This is a genomic window from Halopseudomonas sp. (assembly GCF_047631575.1).
In the GTDB taxonomy this organism is placed as follows: domain Bacteria; phylum Pseudomonadota; class Gammaproteobacteria; order Pseudomonadales; family Pseudomonadaceae; genus Halopseudomonas.
In genome coordinates, this window is the sequence record NZ_JBLIAB010000012.1 from 19,523 (window position 1) to 46,027 (window position 26,505).

29 protein-coding genes and 1 pseudogene are annotated in these 26,505 nt (G+C 53.7%); 25 read left to right on the plus strand and 5 right to left on the minus strand.

Annotation, left to right across the window (positions count from 1 at the left end):
• Positions 1–208 precede the first annotated feature (208 nt).
• The 12 genes from ccoN (at position 209) to ACJAXR_RS15045 (ending at position 11,040) form a co-directional block, all read left to right on the plus strand.
• Positions 209–1,636 carry a cytochrome-c oxidase, cbb3-type subunit I gene (ccoN, locus tag ACJAXR_RS14990; protein ID WP_415059069.1) on the plus strand — a complete coding sequence of 476 codons (1,428 nt, stop codon included), beginning with the start codon at positions 209–211 and terminating at the stop codon, positions 1,634–1,636.
• An 11-nt stretch (positions 1,637–1,647) separates the two neighbouring features.
• On the plus strand, positions 1,648–2,256 hold the full coding sequence (gene ccoO, locus ACJAXR_RS14995) for a cytochrome-c oxidase, cbb3-type subunit II (RefSeq protein ID WP_415059070.1): 609 nt from the start codon (positions 1,648–1,650) through the stop codon (positions 2,254–2,256).
• A 6-nt stretch (positions 2,257–2,262) separates the two neighbouring features.
• Entirely contained in the window at positions 2,263–2,472 is a 210-nt protein-coding gene (locus ACJAXR_RS15000; RefSeq protein WP_415059071.1) for a cbb3-type cytochrome oxidase subunit 3, read from the plus strand.
• Positions 2,469–3,365: a cytochrome-c oxidase, cbb3-type subunit III gene (gene ccoP, locus ACJAXR_RS15005; RefSeq protein WP_415059072.1), complete on the plus strand. Its 897-nt coding sequence runs from the start codon at positions 2,469–2,471 to the stop codon at positions 3,363–3,365. Before ACJAXR_RS15000 ends, ccoP begins: the two co-directional genes overlap by 4 nt.
• Positions 3,366–3,496: 131 nt before the next feature.
• Entirely contained in the window at positions 3,497–4,909 is a 1,413-nt protein-coding gene (gene ccoG, locus ACJAXR_RS15010) for a cytochrome c oxidase accessory protein CcoG (protein WP_415059073.1), read from the plus strand.
• A gap of 4 nt (positions 4,910–4,913) precedes the next feature.
• Entirely contained in the window at positions 4,914–5,426 is a 513-nt protein-coding gene (locus tag ACJAXR_RS15015; protein ID WP_415059074.1) for a FixH family protein, read from the plus strand.
• A gap of 3 nt (positions 5,427–5,429) precedes the next feature.
• A complete protein-coding gene (locus tag ACJAXR_RS15020) occupies positions 5,430–7,880 on the plus strand; it encodes a heavy metal translocating P-type ATPase (protein ID WP_415059075.1) in 2,451 nt (816 codons plus the stop codon).
• The gene (gene ccoS, locus ACJAXR_RS15025; protein WP_415059076.1) at positions 7,877–8,101 is read left to right on the plus strand and encodes a cbb3-type cytochrome oxidase assembly protein CcoS; all 225 of its coding nucleotides are present in this window, start codon (positions 7,877–7,879) and stop codon (positions 8,099–8,101) included. The genes ACJAXR_RS15020 and ccoS overlap by 4 nt, the downstream gene beginning before the upstream one ends.
• A 2-nt stretch (positions 8,102–8,103) precedes the next feature.
• On the plus strand, positions 8,104–8,850 hold the full coding sequence (locus ACJAXR_RS15030; protein ID WP_415059077.1) for a sulfite exporter TauE/SafE family protein: 747 nt from the start codon (positions 8,104–8,106) through the stop codon (positions 8,848–8,850).
• A gap of 104 nt (positions 8,851–8,954) precedes the next feature.
• The gene (fnr, locus tag ACJAXR_RS15035) at positions 8,955–9,686 is read left to right on the plus strand and encodes a fumarate/nitrate reduction transcriptional regulator Fnr (RefSeq protein WP_415059078.1); all 732 of its coding nucleotides are present in this window, start codon (positions 8,955–8,957) and stop codon (positions 9,684–9,686) included.
• 22 nt (positions 9,687–9,708) lie between these two features.
• Positions 9,709–10,242 (plus strand): adenine phosphoribosyltransferase, encoded by a 534-nt coding sequence (locus ACJAXR_RS15040; protein WP_415059079.1) that lies wholly within the window; start codon positions 9,709–9,711, stop codon positions 10,240–10,242.
• A gap of 153 nt (positions 10,243–10,395) precedes the next feature.
• Positions 10,396–11,040 (plus strand): response regulator, encoded by a 645-nt coding sequence (locus ACJAXR_RS15045; RefSeq protein ID WP_415059080.1) that lies wholly within the window; start codon positions 10,396–10,398, stop codon positions 11,038–11,040.
• Here the strand turns inward: ACJAXR_RS15045 and ACJAXR_RS15050 are convergent.
• Complete coding sequence (locus ACJAXR_RS15050; protein WP_415059081.1) at positions 11,037–12,839, minus strand: ATP-binding protein; 1,803 nt, start codon at positions 12,837–12,839, stop codon at positions 11,037–11,039. The two genes, ACJAXR_RS15045 and ACJAXR_RS15050, sit on opposite strands and share 4 nt — an antisense overlap.
• Positions 12,840–12,994: 155 nt before the next feature.
• On the opposite strand from ACJAXR_RS15050, the gene ACJAXR_RS15055 reads away from it, so the two are divergent.
• The 6 genes from ACJAXR_RS15055 to ACJAXR_RS15080 all read left to right on the plus strand — a co-directional run bounded on the left by ACJAXR_RS15055 (position 12,995) and on the right by ACJAXR_RS15080 (position 19,727).
• Positions 12,995–13,564 (plus strand): hypothetical protein, encoded by a 570-nt coding sequence (locus tag ACJAXR_RS15055; protein ID WP_415059082.1) that lies wholly within the window; start codon positions 12,995–12,997, stop codon positions 13,562–13,564.
• Positions 13,565–13,676: 112 nt separating this feature from the next.
• On the plus strand, positions 13,677–14,714 hold the full coding sequence (locus tag ACJAXR_RS15060) for an NADP-dependent oxidoreductase (RefSeq protein ID WP_415059083.1): 1,038 nt from the start codon (positions 13,677–13,679) through the stop codon (positions 14,712–14,714).
• A gap of 63 nt (positions 14,715–14,777) precedes the next feature.
• Complete coding sequence (gene ybaK, locus ACJAXR_RS15065; RefSeq protein WP_415059084.1) at positions 14,778–15,269, plus strand: Cys-tRNA(Pro) deacylase; 492 nt, start codon at positions 14,778–14,780, stop codon at positions 15,267–15,269.
• Between the two features lie 46 nt (positions 15,270–15,315).
• On the plus strand, positions 15,316–16,797 hold the full coding sequence (glpK, locus tag ACJAXR_RS15070) for a glycerol kinase GlpK (protein ID WP_415059085.1): 1,482 nt from the start codon (positions 15,316–15,318) through the stop codon (positions 16,795–16,797).
• Positions 16,798–17,086: 289 nt separating this feature from the next.
• The gene (locus ACJAXR_RS15075) at positions 17,087–18,199 is read left to right on the plus strand and encodes a YcjF family protein (protein WP_415059086.1); all 1,113 of its coding nucleotides are present in this window, start codon (positions 17,087–17,089) and stop codon (positions 18,197–18,199) included.
• A complete protein-coding gene (locus ACJAXR_RS15080; protein WP_415059087.1) occupies positions 18,177–19,727 on the plus strand; it encodes a GTPase in 1,551 nt (516 codons plus the stop codon). The genes ACJAXR_RS15075 and ACJAXR_RS15080 overlap by 23 nt, the downstream gene beginning before the upstream one ends.
• Positions 19,728–19,776: 49 nt before the next feature.
• On the opposite strand, the gene ACJAXR_RS15085 is transcribed toward ACJAXR_RS15080, so the two are convergent.
• A complete protein-coding gene (locus ACJAXR_RS15085) occupies positions 19,777–19,950 on the minus strand; it encodes a GreA/GreB family elongation factor (RefSeq protein WP_415059088.1) in 174 nt (57 codons plus the stop codon).
• 113 nt (positions 19,951–20,063) lie between these two features.
• Positions 20,064–20,183 (minus strand): annotated as a pseudogene (locus tag ACJAXR_RS15090) (hypothetical protein); the annotation flags it as partial.
• A gap of 451 nt (positions 20,184–20,634) precedes the next feature.
• On the opposite strand from ACJAXR_RS15090, the gene ACJAXR_RS15095 reads away from it, so the two are divergent.
• From ACJAXR_RS15095 to ACJAXR_RS15110, 4 genes are all read left to right on the plus strand, one after another.
• Positions 20,635–20,988, plus strand: coding sequence for a hypothetical protein (locus ACJAXR_RS15095; RefSeq protein ID WP_415059089.1), 354 nt, complete (start codon positions 20,635–20,637; stop codon positions 20,986–20,988).
• Positions 20,989–21,066: 78 nt separating this feature from the next.
• Positions 21,067–21,828, plus strand: a complete 762-nt coding sequence (locus ACJAXR_RS15100) for a sulfite exporter TauE/SafE family protein (protein WP_415059090.1) — start codon at positions 21,067–21,069, stop codon at positions 21,826–21,828.
• A gap of 177 nt (positions 21,829–22,005) precedes the next feature.
• On the plus strand, positions 22,006–22,338 hold the full coding sequence (locus tag ACJAXR_RS15105) for a hypothetical protein (protein ID WP_415059091.1): 333 nt from the start codon (positions 22,006–22,008) through the stop codon (positions 22,336–22,338).
• Between the two features lie 122 nt (positions 22,339–22,460).
• Complete coding sequence (locus tag ACJAXR_RS15110; protein WP_415059092.1) at positions 22,461–23,348, plus strand: SDR family NAD(P)-dependent oxidoreductase; 888 nt, start codon at positions 22,461–22,463, stop codon at positions 23,346–23,348.
• Between the two features lie 16 nt (positions 23,349–23,364).
• Here the strand turns inward: ACJAXR_RS15110 and ACJAXR_RS15115 are convergent, their stop codons facing one another.
• Positions 23,365–23,763, minus strand: coding sequence for a hypothetical protein (locus ACJAXR_RS15115; RefSeq protein ID WP_415059093.1), 399 nt, complete (start codon positions 23,761–23,763; stop codon positions 23,365–23,367).
• A gap of 357 nt (positions 23,764–24,120) precedes the next feature.
• Between ACJAXR_RS15115 and ACJAXR_RS15120 the strand changes: the two genes are divergently transcribed.
• The 3 genes from ACJAXR_RS15120 (at position 24,121) to ACJAXR_RS15130 (ending at position 26,186) form a co-directional block, all read left to right on the plus strand.
• Positions 24,121–24,756: a PAS domain S-box protein gene (locus ACJAXR_RS15120; protein WP_415059094.1), complete on the plus strand. Its 636-nt coding sequence runs from the start codon at positions 24,121–24,123 to the stop codon at positions 24,754–24,756.
• 159 nt (positions 24,757–24,915) lie between these two features.
• A complete protein-coding gene (locus ACJAXR_RS15125; RefSeq protein ID WP_415059099.1) occupies positions 24,916–25,260 on the plus strand; it encodes a diguanylate cyclase domain-containing protein in 345 nt (114 codons plus the stop codon).
• Entirely contained in the window at positions 25,257–26,186 is a 930-nt protein-coding gene (locus ACJAXR_RS15130; RefSeq protein ID WP_415059095.1) for a putative bifunctional diguanylate cyclase/phosphodiesterase, read from the plus strand. Before ACJAXR_RS15125 ends, ACJAXR_RS15130 begins: the two co-directional genes overlap by 4 nt.
• Before the next feature lie 110 nt (positions 26,187–26,296).
• Here the strand turns inward: ACJAXR_RS15130 and ACJAXR_RS15135 are convergent.
• A partial coding sequence (locus ACJAXR_RS15135; RefSeq protein ID WP_415059096.1) for a transposase occupies positions 26,297–26,505 on the minus strand: 209 nt, incomplete at its 5' end.

The window sequence follows — 26,505 nt, forward strand, 5'->3', positions numbered from 1 at the left end:
CCAATCTTGCTTGCGCTTTGCAGGTGGAATGTGAAATCTGGGTTGTGCACCAGCATTGCAATTGGACAGAAGTGTTTCTCTGATGGCCTGCCAGAGGGCTTGCTAGCAGTCGATACCTTGATCTGTGTCATTGCAATGAGGGGTACCATTCATCATACTTGCCGCCGCTTTAGAACCCATAAACCCATTGCTATCCGTGGAATCTCGCATGAGCACAGCTACCACTTCGACAGCTTATAACTACAAGGTTGTACGCCAGTTTGCCGTCATGACGGTCGTCTGGGGTATCGTCGGCATGTCCCTAGGCGTCTTCCTTGCCGCCCAAATGGTCTGGCCCGCCCTCAACTTTGACCTACCATGGACCAGTTTCGGACGTTTACGCCCGTTACACACCAATGCGGTCATATTCGCCTTCGGTGGCTGTGCGTTGATGGCCACGTCTTTTTACGTGGTTCAGCGTACCTCACAGGCACGGATTTTCTCCGACCGTCTGGCTGCCTTTGTATTCTGGGGTTGGCAAACTGTCATCGTTCTGGCCGCTATCACTCTGCCAATGGGCCTCACCTCCACCAAGGAGTATGCGGAACTTGAGTGGCCGATCGATATTCTGATCGCTTTGGTGTGGATCTCATACGGAATCGTATTCTTCGGCACCGTCATGAAGCGCAAGATGAAGCACATTTATGTAGGTAACTGGTTTTTCGGCGCCTTCATTATCACTGTTGGGATGCTGCATATCGTCAACAGCATGGCCATGCCCGTATCGCTGTTCAAATCCTATTCGATGTACTCAGGTGCAACCGACGCGATGATTCAGTGGTGGTATGGCCACAACGCAGTCGGCTTTTTCCTGACTGCGGGCTTCCTGGGCATGATGTACTACTTCGTACCCAAGCAGACCGGTCGGCCTATCTACTCCTATCGCCTTTCAATCGTGCACTTCTGGGCGTTGATTGCGATCTACATCTGGGCCGGTCCGCACCACCTGCACTACACAGCGCTGCCTGACTGGGCCCAGTCACTGGGTATGGTCATGTCGCTGATTCTGTTAGCCCCAAGCTGGGGTGGCATGATCAACGGGATGATGACCCTTTCCGGTGCCTGGCATAAACTGCGCACAGATCCGATCCTGCGCTTCCTGGTGGTATCTCTGGCGTTCTACGGCATGTCAACGTTTGAAGGGCCAATGATGGCCATCAAGACGGTCAACGCCCTGTCCCACTATACCGACTGGGGAATTGGACACGTCCACTCCGGCGCTTTGGGCTGGGTTGCAATGATCACCATGGGTTCGCTGTATCACATGGTCCCGAAAATTTTCGGCCGCGAACAGATGCACAGCATTGCCTTGATTAACGTGCATTTCTGGCTCGCGACCGTGGGTACCGTACTGTACATCGTATCCATGTGGGTCAACGGCATCACTCAGGGCTTGATGTGGCGCGCAGTCAACGTCGACGGCACGCTGACTTACAGCTTTGTTGAAGCACTGGAAGCCAGCCACCCGGGCTACGTCGTTCGCCTTATCGGCGGCGCATTCTTCCTGACTGGCATGTTACTGATGGCATATAACGTCTGGCGCACCATTCGCGCACACCAGCCGGCTGAAGCACAAGCTGCAGCGCAAATGGTCTGAGGAGCATATCGATGAAGCATGAATTGGTAGAAAAGAACCTGGGCTTGCTGGTTGTGCTGATCGTCATTGCGATCAGCTTCGGCGGCCTGACGCAGATCGTGCCGCTGTTTTTCCAGCAGGAAACCACCCAACCAATCGAGGGCCTACGGCCCTACACCGCGCTGGAACTCGAAGGCCGGGATATCTACATCCGAGAAGGATGTGTAGGTTGTCACTCCCAGATGATCCGTCCTTTCCGTTCCGAGACCGAGCGCTATGGGCATTACTCCGTCGCGGGTGAAAGCGTCTGGGAACATCCGTTCCTCTGGGGCTCCAAGCGCACCGGACCGGACCTGGCTCGTGTTGGCAAACGCTACTCAGACGACTGGCATCGTGCGCACATGTACAACCCGCGCGATGTGGTGCCTGAGTCCAAAATGCCAGCCTATCCGTGGTTGCAGGAAAACGTTCTCAGCGGCGACGATACCGAGAAGAAGCTCATTGCTATGCGCCGTCTGGGCGTGCCGTATACCGACGAGGACATCGCCGGCGCTCAGCAAATGGTTCGTGGCGTTAGTGAGATAGACGCCCTCATCGCCTACCTGCAGCACTTGGGTACCGTACTCTCGGATCGCCGGTAATAGCTCATGGATATCAATACGTTACGTGGTATAGGTACTGTTTTAGCGATGCTGGCGTTTATCGGTGTCACCGTGTGGGCTTACAGCTCTTACAAAAAAAAGGACTTTGATGAGGCAGCACAGCTGCCCTTCGCCGATGAGCCTGAGAGAATCAAAAAGCCCGAAAGCGAACACAAGCCCAGTGACCAGAACGAGACCAGGAGCAGCAAGCAATGAGTAATTTCTGGAGCGGATACATCATTGTCCTTACGCTGACCATGATAGGTTTAATACTGTGGCTGTTGATCGCCACACGCAAGGGACAGCGTCCCGAGGAAACAGAAGAAACAGTCGGTCACTCGTTCGACGGCATCGAAGAGTATGACAATCCCCTGCCTCGCTGGTGGTTCATGCTGTTCATGGTGACTATCGTGTTCGCAGGGCTTTACCTGATTCTCTACCCTGGCATGGGCAAATTCCCCGGCATTCTTGGCTGGACGAAAGAAGGTCAATACGACGACGAAGTCACTGCCGCCCGCGAGCAGTACGCGCCGATCTTCGCTAAGTATGCAGGCATGACAGTGGAACAGGTCTCCCAGGACGAAAGCGCATTACGTATCGGCCAGCGTCTGTACGCCATCAACTGCTCGGTTTGTCACGGTTCTGATGCCCGAGGAGCTTACGGCTTTCCGAACCTAACCGACAACGACTGGATCTGGGGTGGCCAGCCGGAGCAGATCAAAACAACTTTGTATCAGGGCCGACAAGCCGCAATGCCGGCATGGCTGGCGATCATCGGTGATGATGGCGTGCGCAGTACTGCTGCCTATGTCCGCCAGATGGCCGGCATTGAAACCGATGGAGTCGATACTACCCTCGGGGAAAAGGTCTTCAACACCAACTGCGTTGCCTGTCATGGTCCCCAGGGCAAGGGTAACGAGCTGATCGGCTCACCCAACCTGACTGACGATGTCTGGCTATACGGCTCCAGCATGCTGCAGATCCAACAGACCTTGCGCTACGGTCGCAACGGCAATATGCCCGCTCAGGCGCACCTGGGCGACGACAAGATCCACATGCTTGCTGCCTATGTCTACAGTCTCTCGCGCCGCGACGTTGCGGCCAAGTAAGAACTGGCGCGACTCCCTGTCGCATGGTTTTACCTGACCAGTCGCACTATTCTGGTGTGATTGAGTGCTACCCGCCTCGGCCGGTGAATTACCGGCCGGGCAACTCCTGCATATCACCAGGACACATCGTCATGAGCGAAAACATCCCCATTAAGAACGTCACCCCGGGTGATGCTCAGGCTGCCGAACTGTACGCCAAGCGCGAAAAGATTCATCCACGGTCTTATACTGGGCTGTTTCGTAACATACGATTGCTTGGCGTGGCTTTTCTGTTTTTACTCTACTTCGGTACGGCCTGGCTGCAGTGGGGCGAGCGTCAGGCCGTGCTGTTCGATCTTCCAGCACGGCAGTTCCATGTGTTTGGCTCGACCTTCCAGCCGCAGGATTTCTTTCTCCTCTCCTTCATTTTGATTATTTGCGCGTTTGGGCTGTTTTTCATCACCGTCTTTGCCGGTCGTGTCTGGTGCGGTTACACCTGCCCGCAAACCGTCTGGACATGGATTTTCATGTGGGCTGAACGGGTCACCGAAGGTGAGCGCCACGCTCGAATCAAACTTGATAAAGCACCAATGAGTGCCAACAAGCTTGCCCGTAGATCGGTCAAACATGGGATCTGGCTAACTGTATCGATTGTCACGGCACTCACCTTCGTAGGTTACTTCACACCCATTCGAGAGCTGGTACCCGATACCTTTACCTTGAATATCGGTGGATGGAGCCTGTTCTGGGTGTTCTTCTTCACCATGGCAACCTATATCAATGCGGGCTGGCTGCGTGAGCAGGTTTGCTTCTACATGTGCCCCTACGGCCGTTTTCAGAGCGTCATGTTTGACAAGGACACGCTGATCATCGCTTACGATCCGCGCCGGGGTGAAGCCCGTGGTTCACGCAAGAAAGGGGTTGATCCTGCAGCAGCCGGTTTAGGCGACTGCATCGATTGCACCCTGTGCGTACAGGTCTGCCCTACCGGAATCGACATCCGCGACGGACTGCAATACGAATGTATAGGTTGCGCAGCCTGCGTAGATGCCTGCGACGAAGTCATGGACAAGATGGAATACCCGCGCGGACTGATCAGCTACACCACTGAGCATAATCTGAGTGGCGAGAAGACGACAATGCTACGGCCTCGCTTGCTCGGTTACGGCGCGTTGCTGGCAGTAATGATCGGGCTCTTTGCAGTGACTGTTAGCGGACTGGCAAAGGTTTCACTGGATGTGTCCAGAGACCGTAACGTGTTGTTCCGCGAAGTCAGCGGTGGTGATATTGAAAACATCTATATCGTTCGAATTTTCAATAAAAGTCAGGTACCGCGCAGCTTTGTACTAAGCGTTGAAGGTCATCCGCAACTGCGTATGGATCTTCGCCAGGACAGTCTCTCCCTGCAGGCCAACGAACACCTGCAACTTCCGGTCAACGTCCGGTTAGACCCTCAATATATGGACGGAACCAACACCTCCATTACGTTCAGGGTTATTGCCACCGAAGACTCCGATATAACGGCCGAAGCGGAAAGCCGCTTCATGGGCCCCAGAATCAGGTAATCCTATGCACGAGAATGATATTGAACCCTGGTACAAGCAGTTTTGGCCTTGGTTCCTGATTGGGCTTCTGGGACTCTCAGTGACTGTTGGGTTGAGCCTGCTGTTTATCTCTTTTGTCTATCAGGACAGCATGGTGCGTGACAACTATTACAAGGAAGGTCGCGCAATCAATATGCATCTGGGACGTGATCAGATGGCACGTGATCTGAGTCTGGTCGCCACCTTCACGATTGACGACCTGACCGGTGAAATCAGCCTGACGCTGAATGGCGATCTGGAAGTCTATCCAGAGATACTGCAATTCGATCTGATTTCCCCCTCCCATTCCGATCGGGATCGGGCTATCGCACTGAACAGGGTCGCAGCCAATGAGTATGCCGGGCAGATGCCCCAGCGCATTCAGGGTCGCAATTACATTGATCTGAGCGATCCAGCCCGTCCAGGCGAAGCAGGCTGGCGCCTGACCGATGAGGTCACCCTGGCCAGCGACCGCGTCTATCAGCTCGATACCCGATGACCCATGGCCGAGCCCTGCTACCACTGCGGTGAGCCTGTACCCGCCAAATCAGACTGGCACTGCCGTATTTTCGACGAAAGCCGGGCTATGTGCTGCCCGGGTTGTCTGGCAGTAGCCGAGGCGATCGTGGCGGGCGGGCTCGACTCCTATTACCGTCATCGCACGGATATCTCCGTCAATCCTGGTGCCCTTCCTCAAGTTCTGCAGGAAGAACTGGAGTTGCTCGACCGGCCGGATGTGCAGGCCCGTTATGTACAAATCCAGGGCGATCAGCAACATATTCAATTGCTGGTGGACGGCATCAGCTGCGCCGCCTGCGGCTGGCTGATCGAAAAGCGTCTGACCCAACTTTCTGGCGTTACTCAGGCAACGCTTAATCTGGGCAATCACCGTTTGAGCATAAGCTGGGACCCACTGCAGACGCGCCTGTCCACGTTGCTGGCTGAAATCAAACGTATCGGTTACGCCGCCCAGCCCTGGGAGCAGGACAAGGCCAGCGAGCATATTGCCGCCGAAAACCGACGATACCTGCGCAGGCTAGGCCTGGCAGGCTTGATGTTCATGCAGGTAATGATGGCAACCATGGGCCTGTATGAAGAGTTCAATCAGGACCTGACCGCAGACATGGCCATTATTCTGCGTTGGGTGAGCCTGCTGATGACCACCCCTGTTGTCTTCTATAGTTGCGTACCATTCTTCTACGGTGCGTGGCGTGATCTAAACAACCGGCGCTTGAGTATGGATGTGTCGGTATCCCTGGCTATAGGCGGAGCGTACCTAGCCGGTGTATGGGCTACCGTTACCAATACGGGAGAGATCTACTTTGACTCGGTGACCATGTTCGCCTTCTTCCTGCTTGCCGGCCGATATCTGGAGCGTCGCGCGCGGCAGCGAACAGTGGAGAGCACAGCACGGTTAGTCAGCCTGCTACCGCCAAGTGCAGTTCGGATCAACAGTGCTGGTCAGCCCAAACGGATCATGCTCGACGAAGTGCAGCCCGGTGACCTTCTAGAGGTACGTCCTGGCGAAACCATCCCAGCCGATGGCGTTATTGTCGACGGTATCAGCAGTGTTGACGAGTCGGCTTTATCCGGCGAATACATGCCGCTGGCCAAGCTTAAGGGCGACAGCGTCACAGCGGGCACCTTGAACGTCGAAAGCCCCCTGCGCATTCGCGTGAATGCCGTAGGCGACAAAACACGACTCTCAGCGATTGTTCAGCTGCTCGAACGTGCCCAATCCGACAAGCCCCGTCTGGGTCGTCTTGCTGACCAGGTGGCGCAGTATTTTCTGCTGACCGTACTCAGTGCCGCCGTCATCGTCGGCTCGATTTGGTGGTGGACGGTCAACGGCGAGACTGCATTCTGGATCGTACTCGCCATGCTGGTGGCCACCTGTCCTTGTGCGTTGTCTCTGGCGACCCCCACAGCGCTAACCACAGCCACTGGCAGCTTGCAGAAACTGGGACTGCTGATTACCCGAGGTCACGTTCTGGAGGGGCTGACGCGAATCAATACAGTGGTGCTCGACAAAACCGGTACCTTGACCGAAGGTCGCATGACACTTGAGCGTATCGAGACGTTTCCCGGTCAGGATTCCGATACAGTACTGGATCTGGCGCAGAGGCTGGAAGCGCGTTCGGAGCATCCGATAGCCCGTGCTTTTGGCCGCGCCACTGGACAGGCCGAGTCAGTTCTCAGTCACCCGGGGCGCGGTTTGGAAGGCACATGCAACGGCCAGCTGCTCCGTATTGGCAAGCCAGATTACGTGGCAGAACTCAGCGGGCAGGCCCCGCTTGGCTTACCAGACCAGCCAGGACAATGGTTATTGCTCGGTAGCAGCGAAGGCCCTCTGGCCTGGTTCGTACTCAATGATCGAGTGCGCCACGACGCAGAGCAACTGATCAGCAACCTGCGATCCCGAGGGCTGCGAGTCATTCTGCTGTCCGGCGATTATCCGCACGTGGTCGATGCGATGGCACATCGCCTCGGCATTCCGGAAGCTATTGGTAATGCCAGCCCTGCTGACAAGCTTGCTTATGTGCAGCAGCTTCAGGCTGAAGGAGCGCGTCTGTTGATGCTTGGCGATGGCGTCAACGACGTGCCCGTGCTCGCCAGCGCCGATATTTCCATCGCGATGGGTGAAGCATCTGATCTGGCCAAGACCAGTGCGGACGCCATACTACTGAGCAGCCAACTAAACGTTCTGCTGCGATCCCTGGATATGGCCCGGCAGACACGCCGTATCATGCTGCAAAACCTGTCCTGGGCAACCGGTTACAATGTGGCCATATTACCCTTGGCAGCAATCGGCATGGTGACGCCGGCATGGGCGGCGATTGGCATGTCGGCAAGCTCGCTGCTGGTGGTTCTCAATGCCTTGCGTCTGACACGCATCAAACAAAGCTCAAGTACGGCTTCCGACGCGCATACACTGCAGGAGTCCCCGGCATGACTGCACTCTATATTCTTATTCCGGTCGCGATGGTGCTGGTGCTGGCCGCCATCGGGATATTTATTTGGGCGGTTGATACGGGGCAATACGATGATCTGGACGGGCCGGCACACAGCATTTTGTTCGACGATGAAGATCCCGCGCATCTCAAGGCCCGTGCAGAAGTGCAGGAGTCGCAAGACAGTAAAACCAAGCCAGCACATGACGAACCGGAGTCCTGATTATGAGCCTTGAGCTACTGCCCCTTTTTCTAACCGCACTTGCGCTAGGCCTTCTGGGCGGTGGTCATTGTATTGGTATGTGCGGTGGCCTGATGGGTGCACTGACCATGAGCATTCCGCCACAGCAGCGCACAGGATGGCCATTGTGGCGCATTCTGCTGAGCTACAACCTGGGGCGTATCAGCAGTTATGCAACTGCCGGCTCAGTGGTAGGCAGCCTTGGCTGGCTGGTACAGGACCTCGGTCTCGGAATAATCTTGCGAACTATAGCGGGTCTATTGATGATAGCCATGGGGCTGTACCTGGCGAACTGGTGGTCCGGCCTTACTCGCATAGAGCGCGTAGGCAGAGGACTGTGGCGTCATATCGAACCCTATGCACGACGTCTCCTGCCCGTAACGAGCGCGCCCCGAGCACTGGCTTTGGGTGCACTGTGGGGCTGGCTGCCCTGCGGTCTGGTCTACAGTACACTGGTCTGGGCCAGCAGCCATGGCAATAGCGCCCTTTCGGCTTCACTGATGCTGACCTTCGGTCTCGGCACGCTGCCGACTCTGCTGGCCACTGGGCTGGCAGCCCAACGCATGCTTCTGATACTACGCAAACGCAGTGTGAGGGTCACCGCGGCGTTACTGGTGATCCTGTTTGGCGTCTGGACGCTACCCGGTCCGCATAAGGCATGGTTGATGGGACATACCGGACACGGCGAAACTGCGACCATGGAATCCGCAAGTCCGATGCATCAGCACTGACACATTGACCAGGTAAGCGCCGCCGATGATTTAGTCGCGCTCATGGAACAAGCTGCCACCTTGAGGTAATCTTGTTTTTCGTTTTTGGCATATAGGGTATTCCCATGAGCAATTCCCTCCATCTTCGCGCCCTTCCGGAAGCACATTGCAAGGACTGCACTCTGTCCGGCATGTGCCTGCCTCTGGCACTTCAGACAGAAGAGCTGGACACACTGGATGAAATCGTCAAACGCGGTCGTCCGCTGAAGAAGGGCGAGACGTTGTTCCGCCAGGGCGATACTTTCGCCTCGATCTATGCCTTGCGTTCAGGTGCAGTGAAGACCTACAGCCTTTCCGACATGGGCGAAGAGCAAATTACCGGATTTCACCTGGCCAGCGAGATGATCGGACTCTCTGGCATGGATAATCAACGTTACCCAGTAACCGCCGTCGCATTGGAAACCACCTCAGTGTGCGAGATACCCTTCGAGCGACTGGATGACCTGACCGCAACCATGCCCCAGTTGCGCAAACAGGTCATGCGTCTGATGAGCCGGGAAATTCGTGAAGACCAGCAGATGATGCTGCTGCTCTCGAAAAAAACCGCAGACGAGCGTATAGCCACCCTGCTAATCAACCTCTCGGCACGATATCGAGCACGTGGCTACTCTGCGCAGGCATTTCGGCTGGCCATGTCACGCAACGAGATAGGTAATTATCTGGGCCTGGCCGTCGAGACCGTTTCACGGGTTTTCACTCGGTTCCAGCAACAGGGTCTGATTGCCGCGGAAGGAAAGAATATAGACATTCTCAAGCACACCGAACTGTGCGCGCTAGCCGGTGGTAGCGCCGAATAAGCTGACGATTCAGGAAAACCGAATGATTTTTGACGAATACACCATCAAGTCTCTGGTACGCCCGGTGCGCGATTTCCCCAAGCCTGGCGTGACCTTTCGCGACATCACTCCGTTATACCGCTCACCCAGGGCAATGCGCATGGTCGCTGACAGCCTGATCCAGCGATATGTAGAGTCACCCATTACCCATATCGGCGCCATTGATGCCCGGGGGTTTCTCCTGGGTGCAGTCATTGCCTACGAATTGAACAAGCCGCTGATCCTGTTTCGCAAAGTCGGCAAACTACCGGGCGACACCCTGGTGGACACCTACGAAACCGAATATAGCAAGGCACAACTGGAAGTTCAGCGCGACGCACTGGAAGGCGGCGAACAAGTCTTACTACTGGATGATCTGATTGCCACCGGGGGTACTTTTCTGTCCGCAGCACGCCTAGTGCATCAGTTGGGGGCTCAGGTTTACGAAGCAGCGGCGATCATTGATCTCCCCGACCTCGGCGGTTCACGCAAGATGCAGGACGCGGACATCCCCACCTTCACCCTGTGCGCCTTCTAGGGACTCTGCTAGAGAGTACAGCAAGCAGCGACCTGCTGAACACCTGTCGATGCTGGCTTTCAAGGGGTGCTTTGCTTATTGTTGCGCCAATAATAAAAAAGCATGCTGAAGCCGGCACGGTGGGCTCCAGCAAGCATTTGCGAGGACTCTGGCATGCCCACTTCTGTCTTGCCGCCCAATACCCGGGTCTTGCTGATAGACGACCATCAGATCTACCTTGACGGCTTGACCCTGACACTGCAAAACCTGCATGCCGGTGTCATACTGGATCATGCCCATACGGCCGCCGAGGCAGAGCAACAGGTGCAGAGCAATACCTACGATCTGGTCCTGCTTGATTTACAGCTACCCGACAGCAGCGGCCTGGCCCTGCTGCAGAAACTCCGCAAGCTCGATTCCCTCGTGCCCATTGCGGCGCTGACTGCCAGTAACAGCCCTAGTGATCTCGACGCTGCCATCCACTTGGGCGCAGCCGGGTTCATCAGCAAAACAGCAGACGGCGCCATGCTAATCGACGCAGTCACGCGCTTGCTGCTCGGTGAGCAAGTAATCATCGGCAATGGCACCCAGCCGATGGACCGCCAACGCTCGGCGCGGGAAGTTGGTGTGACGCCACGGCAACTGGAGATACTTGACCACCTGGCCGAGGGACTTCCCAACAAAGTCATCTGCCTGCGTCTGAACCTGTCGGAAGATACCGTCAAAACCCACATCAAAGCTCTATTCAGTGCCCTGCGCTGCCATAATCGCACCGAGTGTGTGAGCAATGCACGCAAGCTCGGTCTTGTCAGTTTCTAGCGGGCGCTACCATGCAGTGTGTCTGGAAGCAGCTGATGAATGGCACGACGTAAACGCACAGGCAATACAGGCTTGTAAATAATGTCTATGTCGGTCAGTCGAGCTAACTCAGTCACTTCTTCGCTAGTATCTGCAGTCACCAGTAAAGCCGGGCCATTATAACGGGTTGATGCGCGAAGCTCGCGAATCAACGCCAGACCATCCTTCGAGCCTTCCAACCGATAATCACTGATCAGCAGATCGATTGAGCCCGGTTCAATCCCTGCTAGAGCTTCATCCGGGGTCACGTAGCACGTCACCTGACACCCCCAGTGATTGAGCAGCGTCTCCATCGCCTCGCGGTTAATTAGATCATTTTCAACCAGCGCAATACGCCCTACCAGGTTTACCTGCAACACCTTGCCGGTTTCAGCTATATCCACGGCCCAGTCCCCTGTCGGCACGTCTATCCAGAAGTTTGATCCTTGACCCGGGGCAGACCGCAAGCCAGAAGGGTACTCGAGCAAGTGGATCAGTTGGCGGCAGATGGACAGACCTAAACCCACACCCTTTTCCAGTGTCCGTGCTGGATTGCGCAACTGCGTAAACTCCTCGAATATGCGTTCTTGCTCTGTCTGGTCCATCCCTCTGCCGTTGTCCTCAACCGCCAAACGTACCCGTTCCTCTACCCTCGAAACCCGAATAATGACCTCACTCGAATCGGCATGCAGTAATGCATTATTGAGAAAGTTACGCATCAAACGTTCGAGTAGAAGCGGATCGCTGCTCACCGCCATCCGCGGAGGACAATCGAGTTCGATACTGACTCCCCGCTCCTCAGCGCTCACCTCAAGGGTACCGAGAATGCGCTGAAGCCAGGGATACAGGTTAAAAGAACGTATCTGTGGTCGGACCATGCCAACACTGAGTCGCGATATGTCCAGAAGGGAATTAAGCATGGCTTGCAGCAGTTGGGTCGAGTCAGCCAGACGCATGACCGTACGTCGTACCGGCGGATCACTGATGCGCTCATCCAGGTGCTGAATGAACAGGGACATTGCATGCAAAGGCTGACGCAGATCGTGGCTTGCTGTAGCAAGAAAGCGCGTTTTACTCTGGCTCTCTCGCTCAGCCCTTGATCTTGCTGCATCGAGCAGGCGCTCATTGAGAAAGGCGCTGCGCATCATGTATTCATACATGTACGCACCAAAGCTGCCAATCAACGTAAAACATGATAGAAACAGCGCGTTCGCCGTGATCAAGCTGCGCCCGCTATCGACCATGTACTCCCCCCACAGATACCCCAGCACAATACCCCAACAAGACACTACAGCATGCCGCGCAGGCATACCGATCAAGAAAAAGCCCGACAGCAGCACAAGGTAAAGACCATCATGGGTGACTGGAACACTGAGGTTGGCCATACGGCTGACGGCGATAATCATTGCAACCATCCAGCCCGCGCAGACCAAGCCAATCGATGCGACAATAAATGCTCGTCGTGTGGGAATTTTACCCGGACGATTGGCATACCAGAGACAGAACACCACCACGAGAATGACAACTAATCGCACCGGCACGGTGTAGTTATGAACGTACTTGGGGAGGTAGGCGAAATCGATCAGAACGAACATCAGCATGAAGCCGATACTCGAGAACCCTACCAGCCATACACGCCGGCACATCTTTTCATGTAAATAGGCCTGAAAGGCCGGCTCGAACTGCCTGGTGAACCGAAGAGACGCGAAATGCCGTTGTTGCGCCACCAGAGCCGGCTCATCAATGGAGGCGTTTTTTGTTATTGTCGGACCGCCAAGCATGGGTAAATTCCGTCTTGTGGGGGCGATTTATTCCACTTTTATACCATTGCGCGATATGTGAACAGTATGAAAAGTTTAATCGTTTAAAAAACAATACATTACTTTGTACTTTTGCGACTATGCTTCAAACATGAACTCGATCTAAAGGTGAATTTGTGACAGCAGTTACGCCACTGACACATAAATGTATCACCCAAGCTGACCCATCCTTGAATCTTGGCAGCGCAGTCAACATCCTGGCCCTGGTGCCTCCGGCAACGTTAAGGCAGGCGGTCATTCGCCCTGCCCTGAGTTATCTGGGAATATCCTCGCGCTCTGCAGAAAACCTGTTGCTGGGTACCCTGATGGTCATGGCATGGCTACCGCCAGGCAAGCAGCCACACGGCGGCATAGGCCCCTATAGCATTTCCCGGGGTTTGCACACTCGTATCTGGGACGATTACCTCGCCAAGGATCCCGAGGTCGCCAGCCTGATTCGTGGACTCGCCAGCCAGCGCTGCTTCCTCCAGAATCCCCACGGCGAGCTGGGTTATAACCTTGCTTACGCAACAGCAATTGCCTGGCTTGTGTACCAACAGCAACCTCTCGACTTGAGCGATAACATGGATATCAACGAGCTGGCACAGCTCTGGCATCTTATCTATCCACACCACGACGCCAGCGCGATCGACTTCATCGAGTGCTGGAATCGGGCAGCTCATGATGAGCCCATGATCTCCGTGTGAAGCTATCTCGCCCTCATCAATAGCGCGCCATCAGCCAATCGGGCGCAGGTTGACCATTACCTGACCGCGGACCATCCTATAAGGCACGTTTCATGCCTTACAGGAGATATTTATGCCCCAGTCAAATACAACCAACCGCCAGATACTGCTTGCCTCCCGCCCCGTTGGAGCGCCAGGTCCAGACAACTTTAAACTGGTCGAGAATTCAATCCCAACTCCACAAGCCGGACAGATGTTACTGCGCGCATTGTGGATGTCGCTCGACCCTTATATGCGCGGCCGCATGAGTGACGCAAAGTCCTATGCTGATCCAGTACCCGTGGGCGGAGTCATGACAGCAGGCGCCGTCTGCAGGGTCCATGAGTCCCATCTTGATGGTTTCAGCCAGGGCGATCTGGTCATGTCCTTCACCGCTGGCTGGCAAGATTATTCAGTGTCAGATGGCAGCATGGTATTCAAACTTAATGCCAATATGAAAAATCCATCCCAGGCTTTGGGCGTGCTCGGTATGCCCGGTTTTACTGGTTACATGGGCCTGATGGATATCGGGCAGCCCAAAGCTGGCGAAACAGTGGTGGTCGCCGCTGCCACCGGCCCAGTAGGCACAGTGGTTGGCCAGGTAGCCAAGCTCCAAGGCTGCAGGGTAGTCGGCATTGCCGGCGGCGCGGAGAAATGCGCCTACGCAGTCGAAGAGCTGGGCTTTGATGCTTGCCTCGATCACAAACAGGACAATCTGGCCCACGCCTTGGGCGAGGCGTGCCCCGACGGTATTGATGTGTACTTTGAAAACGTCGGCGGCAAGGTATTCGATGCAGTTATGCCACTGCTCAATGCCCGTGCACGCATTCCCGTATGCGGCCTGATTGCCCAGTACAACGCGACTGAACTGCCCAGCGGTCCGGACCGTATGCCGCAATTGATGCGCCTGATGCTCAGCCAGCGCATTCGCATGCAGGGATTCATTATCTTTGATAATTACGGCCCGCATTATCCCGAGTTTCTGAAAACCATGACGCCGTGGGTTGCCGAGGGCAAGGTACGTGTAAAGGAAGATCAGGTCGACGGTCTGGAAAACGCACCTGAAGCCTTCATGGGGCTGCTGGAAGGTAAAAACTTTGGCAAATTAGTCGTCAAAATCGCCGATAGCTAATCCGGCACTTGGCGATCTGGCGGGGACTCATTACTCTGTAGCCATCCCAATCAGGAATGTGCCATGACCCCCGCGACCAGAGCGCTGGATAAAGCCGGTATAGATTACCGGCTACACCGCTACGACCATGATCCTAAAGCACAATCATACGGCTCTGAAGCGGCTGAAATGCTCGGTCTAGATCCTGCGCGGGTGTTCAAAACTCTTCTGGTCACCAGTGAAAGCGGCGAGCTGCTGGTAGCCGTGGTTCCAGTGATTGGCATGCTGGATCTTAAAGCACTCGCCACAGCTGCCAAGGTAAAGAAGACCGCCATGGCTAATCCGGCTGCGGCCCAGCGCAGCACCGGCTACCTGCTGGGCGGCATCAGTCCGCTGGGACAGAAAAAAGCACTGCGGACGTTTATCGACAGTAGTGCCACCCAATGGTCCTCCCTGTACGTTAGCGGCGGCCGAAGGGGCCTGGAAATAGAACTCATGCCACAACAACTTGCGCTACAAACCGGTGCGCAGACCACTTCCCTTGCTCGCCTCCCCGCGATGGGCGCAGGCCAATAGCCTTACACAATCATAACAACCGCATACAGACGGGAGCGCCACCTTTATGCCCCAGCATATTCTCGCCATCGACCAGGGCACCACGAGCAGCCGCGCCATTATCTTTAATGCCCAGGGTCAGCCCGAAACGGTGGTCCAGACAGAGTTCAAGCAATATTTTCCGCAGGACGGCTGGGTTGAACATGATGGTGAGGAGATATGGGCAAGCACTCTCAAGGTCTGCCGAGACGTGTTGGCGAAAGCCGGCCTGAGTGCGCAGGATATAAGCGCCATTGGCATTACCAATCAACGGGAAACAACTCTGTTATGGGATGCCCAAAGTGGTGAACTGCTGCATAACGCTATCGTCTGGCAGGACCGCCGTACCGCAGACTTCTGTCGTGACCTCAAGGCTGCTGGGCACGAGTCTATGGTAACGGAACGTACCGGTCTGTTGATCGATCCTTACTTCTCAGGCACCAAACTGCGTTGGTTGCTGGACAATGTCGAAGGCGCCCGACAACGGGCAGAGCAAGGGACGCTTCGTTTTGGTACGGTCGACAGCTTTCTGCTTTGGCGCCTCACCGGCGGCAAGGTACACCGCACAGATGCCAGTAATGCCTCACGTACTTTGATGTTCAATATTCATACACAGCAGTGGGATCAGGACATGCTGACCCTGCTGGATATTCCAGCCAGCCTGCTGCCCGAGGTGATGGACTGCGCGGCGGATTTTGGCCATATCGATGCCAGCCTGCTTGGCGCCAGCATCCCAGTAGCGGCTATGGCAGGCGACCAGCAGGCCGCCCTCATTGGCCAAGCGTGTTTTGAGCCAGGCATGGTCAAGAGCACTTACGGCACTGGCTGTTTCATGGTGATGAATACCGGCGACGTTCCGGTTACTTCCCGAAACCGACTGTTGACCACCGTAGCCTATCGTCTTCAGGGCAAGACAACCTATGCGTTGGAAGGCAGCATCTTTGTGGCCGGCGCCGCAATACAATGGTTACGCGACGGCCTCAAGCTGATCCAGAATGCTGACGAAACCGAAGCCATGGCGGAAGAAACCGGTGATCAATGTGGTGTCTATCTTGTCCCCGCGTTCACCGGCCTGGGTGCGCCTTATTGGGATCCCAAAGCGCGCGGCGCCATTTTCGGTCTGACCCGGGACACTGGTATCGCCGAGATCGTTACCGCCGGGCTGCAATCGGTATGTTTTCAGACACGTGATTTGCTGGATGCGATGACCGCCGATGGTGCCAGCAGCACAGAAGCGCTGCGTGTTGACGGCGGCATGGTAGTCAATAACTGGGTAGTTCAGGCATTGGCCAACATACTTGGCGTACCCGTCGACCGTCCGCAAGTAACTGAAACCACCGCGCTGGGTGTCGCCTACCTGGCAGGATTGCAGCTGGGTCTTTACCAGAATCTGGCGGAAATCGCCGAGCATTGGCAATGCGAACGCGCCTTTACTCCAGCCATGCCCGAGGCAAAACGCAATGAGTTGTACCGGGGCTGGCTCGATGCTGTTCGCCGCGTACGCGAATAATGCTAGAGCGCTTTATCACAAGAACGTTCTCCAGTGAGAACCAGTTCATCACGACTGGTCTCAGCTGCTGTCAGAGCCGGAATACCCTGCGAGAACTGATCCTTCGCAAAACCGTGCTACTCCCGCGCGTCCACAAACACACTCCAGACTGCGACGGTCAACTAAGCTGATCTGAACCCAATTTTTACAGGGCGTTCCTGTTACAGCCGGGCAATATCGATGTAGGCTGGTATCAACAGGCGCTGCCGTACGCCAGCACCTTTGCTCACTGATACAAGCAGGACAGTCCATGCGTTTTTTCAATCGGCTATATCACGCACTCAACCCAGCGCAAAAGCCGGACCTGGAGCGGGCTTTTCGGCACAGTGCAGCGCATTTGCCCACCCTATGGTTAATAGGCAAGACTGGTGCTGGCAAGTCATCATTGATCAAGGCTGTGACCGGACTGAGCGATATTGAAGTAGGCCAGGGCTTTCGACCCTGTACCAGTACCGCCACGCGCTACGATTACCCCTCGGAGACTCCGGTACTGACGTTTATCGACACCCGCGGACTGGCTGAGGCCGGCTACGACCCGGCTGAGGATATAGAAGCCTGCGAAGGCAGCAGTCATGCACTGGTCATCGTTATGCGCGCCGACGATCCCGAGCAGTCAGAACTGCTAAGCGCTCTTGAAAAGATAAAGCAGTCTGGCAAGGTCCGCAACGCCCTGCTGGTCCATACGGGTATCGACCTTCTCGACAGTGTTCAGGAGCGCGATAAATGTATCGCCTTAAACCAAGCTGTGGTGGAAAAGGTCTGGGGCGCGATCGAGAGCGCGCCGATAGACCTTATTGGTCAGGATGATCATCCGGTCGGGATGAAGGGGCTGATTGAAAAACTGGGGCAGTTCCTGCCGATTGTAGCTGAGCTGTTCGAGCGCCAGGGCAAGCACTCGGCGGAAGAATCCAATTTCCGCAAACTCAAGACCGAAATCATGTGGTACGCCGGCGCAGCGGGGGCCACCGATGCGGTTCCAGTGGTCGGACTGGTCACGGTACCGGCGATCCAGACCAAGATGCTGCACAGTCTGGCTAACCAATACGGACTTGAATGGGATAAACGATTGTTGGCTGAGTTGGCCAGCACATTCGGTATGGGGTTCGGTGTGCAATATGCATCGCGCCTCGGGCTGCAGCAGCTGGTCAAACTGATTCCTGTTTACGGTCAGACGGTTGGCGCCGCTTCGGCGGCCGCCACAAGCTATTGCGTGACCTATGCGCTAGGTCGCGTCGGCTGTATCTATTTCTTCAACAAGAGCTGCGGCAAGCCGACCTCCTCCGAGGAACTCAAGGCTACCTATCGCAAGGCCTTCGAACACATCATGCCGGTCGCCAAAGATGACTCTGAAAAAAACTTTTAACGCCTGGCGCGCCCTAGTCGGATTCTCTGATCGGATCAAACCATTCGTGTTGATTACCGTGCTCATACCGATCCTCCTACTCGCGCTTTTTGGTCTCTACGCGATCTTTCGCTATAACTACATCCTGACGTTTGTTGGGTTGCTGGGGCTGTTTACGCTGGCCGCGATGCTGCTTCTGTTCATTGTACGCAGGCCTAGGCGCAAGACATTGCCGCAGGTCGACGCAGCCCTGATTGAGGCAATGGATACGCCAGATTACTGGACACCACGTGATCGACAGGCGCAGCAGGAATTGCTCGGAGCGGTTAGCGAGCTATCACAGCGTAGTCCCGATTGGCGCGCAATGCCGGACGCTGCACTCGAGGTCGCTCGCGCCGTGGCAACGCACTACGGCAGCGGCAAACGGCATGCCCAATGGGCATTTTCACCTGTTGCACTGCTGGCAATAGCCGAACGGCTGACGCAACGCTACCGGCGAACCCTCAAGGAAAACGTGCCGGGCATAGATCATCTGAAAATCTCCCATGTCCTCTGGCTTGAGGAAAAAAGCGATCAATTCGTCCCCGCTCTGAAACTAGTCAATGTTTATCGCAAAATCCGCCTGCTGACGCCCGAGGGTATGCTGGCAGAGCTCGGCAGCCGGGCAATCGGACAGTCGTTCGAGGGTTTGAGCGATGAAATGCAACTGCGGCTCAAGCGCCTTCTATTGCTTGAGATGCTGCGTGCTGCGATCGACCTCTATGGCGGCCATTTCCGCTTCGATGACGATGAACTTTCCATTAGCGCTACCACTCTGAAGGACGATACCCGCCCTGCAGAAAAACCGGAGCCTATTCGTATCTGTCTGCTTGGTCAGATTGGCGCCGGCAAGTCATCGGTAATCAATGCGCTGACTGAAGGCTGGCAGGCTGAAACCAGCGCCTTACCCTCGACAGATCGCGGTCTGGTGTATGAATGCAAGATCGATGGCATACCCTTTCTGCGACTGCTCGATCTACCAGGCCTCAATGGCGATCCGAAAGTCGAGAAGACCCTGTTCAAGGAGATGGTTCAGTCCGACATGGTGCTCTGGGTGCTCAGAGCCAATCAGCCTGCGCGCAAACTGGATCAGGAGTTCGGCGACCGCTTTCAGGCGTGGCAGGGTAAACAGATCCATTACCAGCCACCCGCTATCATCGGCTTGCTCAACCAGGTTGACCGGCTTGGCTCGACCAATGACTGGAATCCCCCCTATGACTTGAGCGATAGCAGCGCCAAGGCAACGCTGATTCGGGAGGCGCTGGCATTCAACAAGAATGTGCTCCAACTGGATGAGATCATACCTCTGTCGGTATCTACAGAGCGGGAACAGTACAATGTGGAAACCCTGCGTGAGTTATTGAAAGACAAGTACGACAAGGCCTTGAACGTACAACTAAACCGCAGGCGCCGCGAAGCCAGTGGCTTCTCGGCTTCGAAGGAGTGGCAACGCGCACGACATGCCGCCGGCTCGCTGTTTTCGTTGATGGGGAAGGATTCGAAAAAATAAGCTTGCGCCTTCTTGCAAACCGCCTTTTAGTCGTGGCGGTTGCGCTGTCTTAAAGGTCGTATTCTAGGTTAGCTTCAGGCTGGCAGGGAATATCCAGCACCTTGATTTTCAATGGCCGGCATTGCGGCGACGTCCGTTCGATACTGTGTCCTGTCTTGAGACCAAGAAGCGCCATGCCCACTGGCGCAAGAACTGAAACTGTTTCAGTGTCGCCCGCATCCATGGGATAAACCAACGTGAAAAAAAATCACGACCTGTAGTTTCATCCAGCACATGCACCTTCGAGTTCATGGTGACGACATTAGCCGGAATACGTGTATGACTGACGATGCGTGCGCGGGCGATTTCGTTTTCCAATGTCTCAAGGGAGTCCAGAGAATATTTCATTGGATCAAGAATTTTATCAAGCCACTGTAGCTCGAGCTTACTGATAACGATATTGGGTGGGTTGCTCATAAAAGTGTAATTCCATCAGGACAGGTTCAAACGACAGACGCCCGTCTGGTTATTCAGCAGATTGAAATCAATCAACAATCATTGACCCTGATTACCGGGCACCTGCTAGCCGGGCGTCAGTTGATGCTCTCCGCTTATCGATCCACCCTGATAGCCGTTTTGAGTGCCGGCAGTTTATTGGTCTTTCTGCTGGGCTTCTGGATAAGCCAACGAGGTCTGCTAACGCTACGAAAGCTGGCACTGTAGGCAGGAAAAATCGACAGCGAAAATCTATACCTGCGATTACACACGGCTTGGCCACTACAACGAGTTAGAAACTCTTAAGCCCAGTTTTAATCACGCCTTAAGAAGGCTGGAGGATGGCTTCGAGCAGTTGACGCGATTTTCAGGCGATCTGGCGCACGAAATGCGCAACCCCCTCAATAATCTGATCGGATAGATCCAGCAATCCTTGAGTCGACCCCGCTCGGCCGAGCAATATGAGCAGCTACTGGGATCCCATCTGGAAGAATTCGACCGCCTTGCCCGAATGATCGACAGTCTGTTTTTTCTGGCCAGATGTGTGCAACCCAAGCAGAGTCTTGACCGCCAGCCAACGGACCTGCCGTTACTAGTCGAGCGACTGTATGACTACTTTGAGGGAATGGCAGAGGATCAACAGTTCCAACTGGCCAATCAGTGCAGTGGCCATCTTGTGGTGGAGCCAGAGATGCTGACCCGCGCCCTGGCCCTGGCCCTGGCCCTGGCAGAAGATGGCAGTTCACGCCTGAATGAATTTCACCAAATGTATCAGCAGAATATGTAAAGCGGCTGATGGCGACTTGCAATGCACTAGGCAATATCATCTGATACCTGATTAGATATCAAAAAGTGATCCATTCCTGTGGAAGAGAATATTCTGACCTGGTGCCTGCTGATTGTTGCCTCGTTTCTTGGCGGTGGCTTGAACGCGATCGCGGGCGGCGGCAGCTTTTTTACATTTCCGGCTTTGGTTTTCGCCGGAATACCCGTCGTCGCTGCGAATGCGACTGGTACGCTTGCACTTTTGCCTGGCTATATCGCCAGCACCTTGGGCTATCGAGAAGAGCTTAAGGCGCCCGACACATTACCCATGGTTGCGCTGATCAGCGTGAGTCTGTTTGGCGGCGCTCTGGGCGCAGTGGTGCTGCTTACAACACCCGATGCGGTCTTCCGCGCAGTCGTGCCCTGGTTATTGCTAGTGGCTACAGTGGTGTTTGCCGGCGGACCCTGGTTGCTGCGTGTCTTCCAACGCAATGGTGACGGCAGCGAGGCAAACGGACTGAGTCAAGGCTCGGCATTGGCAGCCGTCAGTGTTTACGGCGGCTACTTTAATGGCGGGCTAGGTATTGTATTGCTTGCCGCACTTGGCTTGCTGGGGCATCGCAACCTTAATCAGATGCAAGCTCTGAAGAACCTGGTTTCTTCGGTACTCACGGCAATTGCCGTAGCGGTTTATGCGTTCGGCGGCGCCATTGTCTGGCTCGAAGCCCTCGTCATGATGGTCGCGGCGACCATCGGTGGCTATGTCATGGCAAGGCTCGCTCGGCGGCTCTCAGCCACCATAGTGCGGATGGTAGTCATCGTTACCGGCACCGTCATGACAATTCTGTTTTTCCGCGGCTGATGATTCCATCTACCTGTATCACCACTGCGTCCATGGCACGCTCCTTCCAGCAGGGCATGTCTACCAGTTCTGCCCGAGCGTGATTTTTCAGTCCAACAAAACCGTGCATTGATGGATAGGGTATCGAGGATGCCCTGTTTACCTTGAAAATAGCTGTATATAACGGGCGCGGTAGGCATGGCCTTCGCCGATATACTGCTGACTGAATCGAATGCAAACGTGATCATTGTCAGGAATGGAGATATTTGGCTCCCACAGACAGCTTTTCCTTCACTGCCAATAACATCCTGTCTGTGGGATCCACTCAGGGATAAAGAAGCAACTGTCATCATCGATATGTCTGGCAACCGCGTGGTACTGAGCGCCTTGAACGAGCATCTTGACGACAATCTGAGCTACTGCATTCACATCGGCTTGACCTATCGGGATGAAGCTCCCATTGCCACAGTCATCAACCCAGAGATGGAATGCAAACGGACCAAGGTTTTGAGCGCTTATGCCTCAGAATAATGGATGCAGATAGTGCTGTACCCGGTCTGGGGCACGGGCGCACATTGGCTACCGATCACCGCCAATAGCCGCAGCTAATACCTGTGCGAATAACCCATGGCGATAACCATAAGGAAAAGAACATGAGCGAATTTGCAGGCAAGACCATCGTTATAAGTGGCGGTGCCGAGGGCATCGGTTTCAGTATTGCCATGGCTATGGGTAAACAAGGCATGAAGGTAGTGCTAGGCGATATTGATGGCAAACAGTTGAAGCTCGCCGAAGAAGAACTGCAGCAAGCCGGAATCGAGGTCTTGACTGCACAGATGGACGTGACCCAGCTGGATCAATGGCAAGCGCTCGCGGAACAAGCGATTAAACGCTTCGGCAAGATTCACATGCTGGTCAATAATGCGGGTGTGGGTGGCGGCACCGGTAGCATTGAGCAAATTGACAATACCGAATGGCGCTGGGTAATGGACGTTAACCTGATGGGCGTCATCAACGGCACCCAGGTGATGATCCCGCACATCAAGCAGCATGGTGAAGGCGGCTGGCTGCTTAACGTCGCGTCCATGGCCGGCATGGGAGGCATACCTCACGGCGGCGCCTATACCGCCAGTAAGGTCGCTGTTGTGGGCATGTCGGAAAGTTGGTTTGCCGAACTGCAGCCGCACAACATTCAAGTGTCTGTGCTCTGCCCTGCCTTTGTCAAAACGCGCATCAATCTGTCCATGCGTAACAAACAAAGCGACTACAAAACTGACGGCGCCAAAAAAGAGGCTACCCCGCAACAGGCTGCCATGGCCGCGAAGATGCAGCAGATCATTGATAACGGACTACCGGTAGAGATTGTCGGTGAACGCGTGGCTGAAGCGCTCAAAGCCAGGGAGCTTTACATCTTCACCCACCCCAACTATCGCCCCACCACTCAAGCCCGCGCCAAGGCGATTGATGCCGCCTTTGAGCGCGCCGCTGCCAGCCCGTTGCTGGCCGATGTTTTGGGGCAAGAAATAATCAGCTTCGGCTGATTGGTTACACGCTGGGTTAGGTCGACTGACCTGGGGAGCTAACAGTGAGGCGGCGTGCTGCGAACAGCAAAATACTGGCGATCACTATTTCGGGAACGATCATATCAATCGCCAGCGCCGCATCATGAATCAACCACGCCAGTATTCGACCCACGGCAGCGATGCCCAACAACATGATAGCGGGGTAGTAGCAAACACGTTTTGACGTGATCAAAGCAATCAAAATAAACGTTCCCAGTGTCAGGAAAAACGCGGAAAAGTCGCCGATCTGCGTGCTGCGTCCCAATCCATCGAGCAAAGGCATACCCAATTGAACAGCCGCAGATGAGGGATCTATCAGCCACCGCAAGCCAATCAGGACAAACAGAACTCCAAGAAGTGCGACAATCACCCTCAATATTTTATTCACTATCATTATTCTCTCCAATATTAAGCCTAGCGTTAGTAGTCGAGACCCGTGCTCATCTATGTGCAATAGGAGCTTAGATCATCAAAACAAAGCGTCAAAAATCTGCAGATGTCGACGATACTCAAATCAATTCTCTCATCCCAGCTTGATTTACAGGACTGCCCAAATGGGCTATCTGACGCTGGGCTACAAATCGACTCTAAAGCATGGGTTCATCTCAATCCTTGGCATTCCTCCGACGCCCCCCTGACAAGCAGTTACAATGAATATAAAGAACAGAGTACACATCAGTATTTCTATAGAAAGTAAAAAAATATTTAAAACTGATTATGACTTTGTATAGCTAAGAGGCATCCCAGAAAAATGTTTACTATTCAAGAAACCATAAGAGAATCAATGCATCAACTATTTGATGCCGTCGCAGCTATTTCTGTCCAAGGATACGACGAAAAACTTAAGGTTACTTATTGGAACACAGGTAGCGAACTGCTCTACGGTTATACTGCAGCAGAAGCGCTAGGCAAAACCTTGCAAGATCTGATCATTCCTCAGCAGATGCAAAAGGAAGTCATTACCGCACATAAGAATTGGCTTGATCATGGCATTGAAATACCTGCTGCTGAACTTATATTAAAAAACAAAAACGGTCAAAATCTCAGCGTGTTCTCAAGTCATATAATGTACTACAGCAAGCAGCATGGTCATGAAATGTACTGCATTGATATTAGCCTTGCTGACATCAAAAGAGCCCAAGCTCAAGTAGCCCTAAAAGACAACCTCCTGAAATCTGTGTTTGAAGCAACTCCCGACTTGTTTTTCTTGCTGGAAGAAAATGGCACTATTATCGATTATCATGCTGGCGAAAATAAAAATTTATATTCTCATCCAATACATTATATCGGCAGATCCATAGCAGAAATACTTCCTGAAAAGGTAGTTGCTAGCGTACAGGCATACAGCAAAAAAGCGATGCATCAGGGGGGCCTCGTAAGTTTTTAATATGAGTTAAGCACACCAAAAGGCCCAAGTTTTTTTGAAGCACGAATTAGATGCTTAATTGAGAATAAACAGCTAGTCGTCATCATTCGAGACATTTCCGAACAACACAAGACAAAAGAACTAATACGAAAGCAGGCTTATTTTGATGCTTTGACCTCATTGCCGAACCGTTTCCTATCTCTAGATCGGTTATCACAAATGATCAAAGAGATGGAAAGACACAGCAAAAAAGGGGCTGTATTTTTTTTAGATATAGACGACTTTAAAAAAGTAAACGACTCGTTAGGCCATGAAGTAGGTGACAAGTTACTTACAGAGGCTGCTAATAGATTGAATCTAGCGGTACGTAAAACAGATACTGTAGGCCGCCTAGGTGGTGATGAGTTTATTGTTTTACTGCAGTCTATAACCGATACTTATGATGTCATTAGTACTGCAAAAAACCTGCTTAATATATTTAAAAAACCTTTCAAAATAGGCGATAAAAGCTTGTTCTTACCTTGAGTATCGGCATTTCTCTTTATCTGGAAAATGGTGATTGTGCCTCTGACCTACTGCGAAATGCTGATACGGCAATGTACCAATCTAAAGCTGCCGGCCGAAACACCTATTCTTTTTTTACAAAAGAAATGAACAATATAATCTTGCGCCGACTGGAAGTAGAAGCACAACTGCACGGCGCATTAGAGCGTGACGAGCTCGAGGTGTACTATCAACCTAAAATAGATATAAGAAGCGGCTGCATCGTTGGTGCCGAAGCACTACTTCGCTGGCATAATAATAAAATTGGTAATGTTCCACCAGACGAGTTTATCCCAATCGCAGAACATACTGGCTTGATTGTCAATATAGGTGAATATGTTATTGAGAAAGCCATCCATTTTTTGTTTGATTGGCAGAATTTTCAAAGCACAGATTATACAATCGCAATAAACCTATCTCCTCGTCAGTTCAGGGGCGATGGACTAGTCAATTTCATTAACGCATCCATTGGCAAGTTAAATATCAGACCTGATCAATTGGAGTTTGAAATTACCGAAGGGTTACTTATCTCTGGAAAGTCTTATATAAATACTGCACTGAACCAACTTCACGAACTCGGAGTAAAATTGTCGATGGATGATTTTGGCACAGGATATTCTTCACTAAGTTATTTGCGCGAATACGCATTTGACATTCTAAAAATTGACCGCAGTTTTGTCAGTGGCATAACCTCAGAAAAAAAGGACCTCGATCTGGTTATCGCAACCATCGCCATGGCGCATGGTCTGGGTTTACTTGTTGTTGCCGAAGGCGTTGAAACGCGTGAGCAGCTTAACTTGCTTGATGATTTAGGCTGCGACATAGCGCAAGGGTATTACTTCAGCAAACCTGTGCCGGCCAAAGAAATGATCACATTTCAGCAGACAGGGCACTCAAGAACTCAATAACAAAACTGCAATCTTCATCTTCCAGCACACCCATATCTCCCACCGCAACCGGTGCTACATAACCACGGATGACCTGAAGACCTGGCGGTCTCAGGGTCCAAGTGCAACACTCAGTTGATGGTCTGAAGGTTATTGCTCTGCGAAAGCTGCAGGTATTCCACAAGCACCTCGACCGGGAACTTCCAGCCTAGGGTCTGACGTGGCCGAGTATTCAGCAAGTGGGCAATCTCATCAAGGCGCTCCTGACTCACATCGGACAGATCCGTTCCTTTTGGTAAGAACTGGCGCAACAAGCCATTGGTATTTTCGTTGCTGCCGC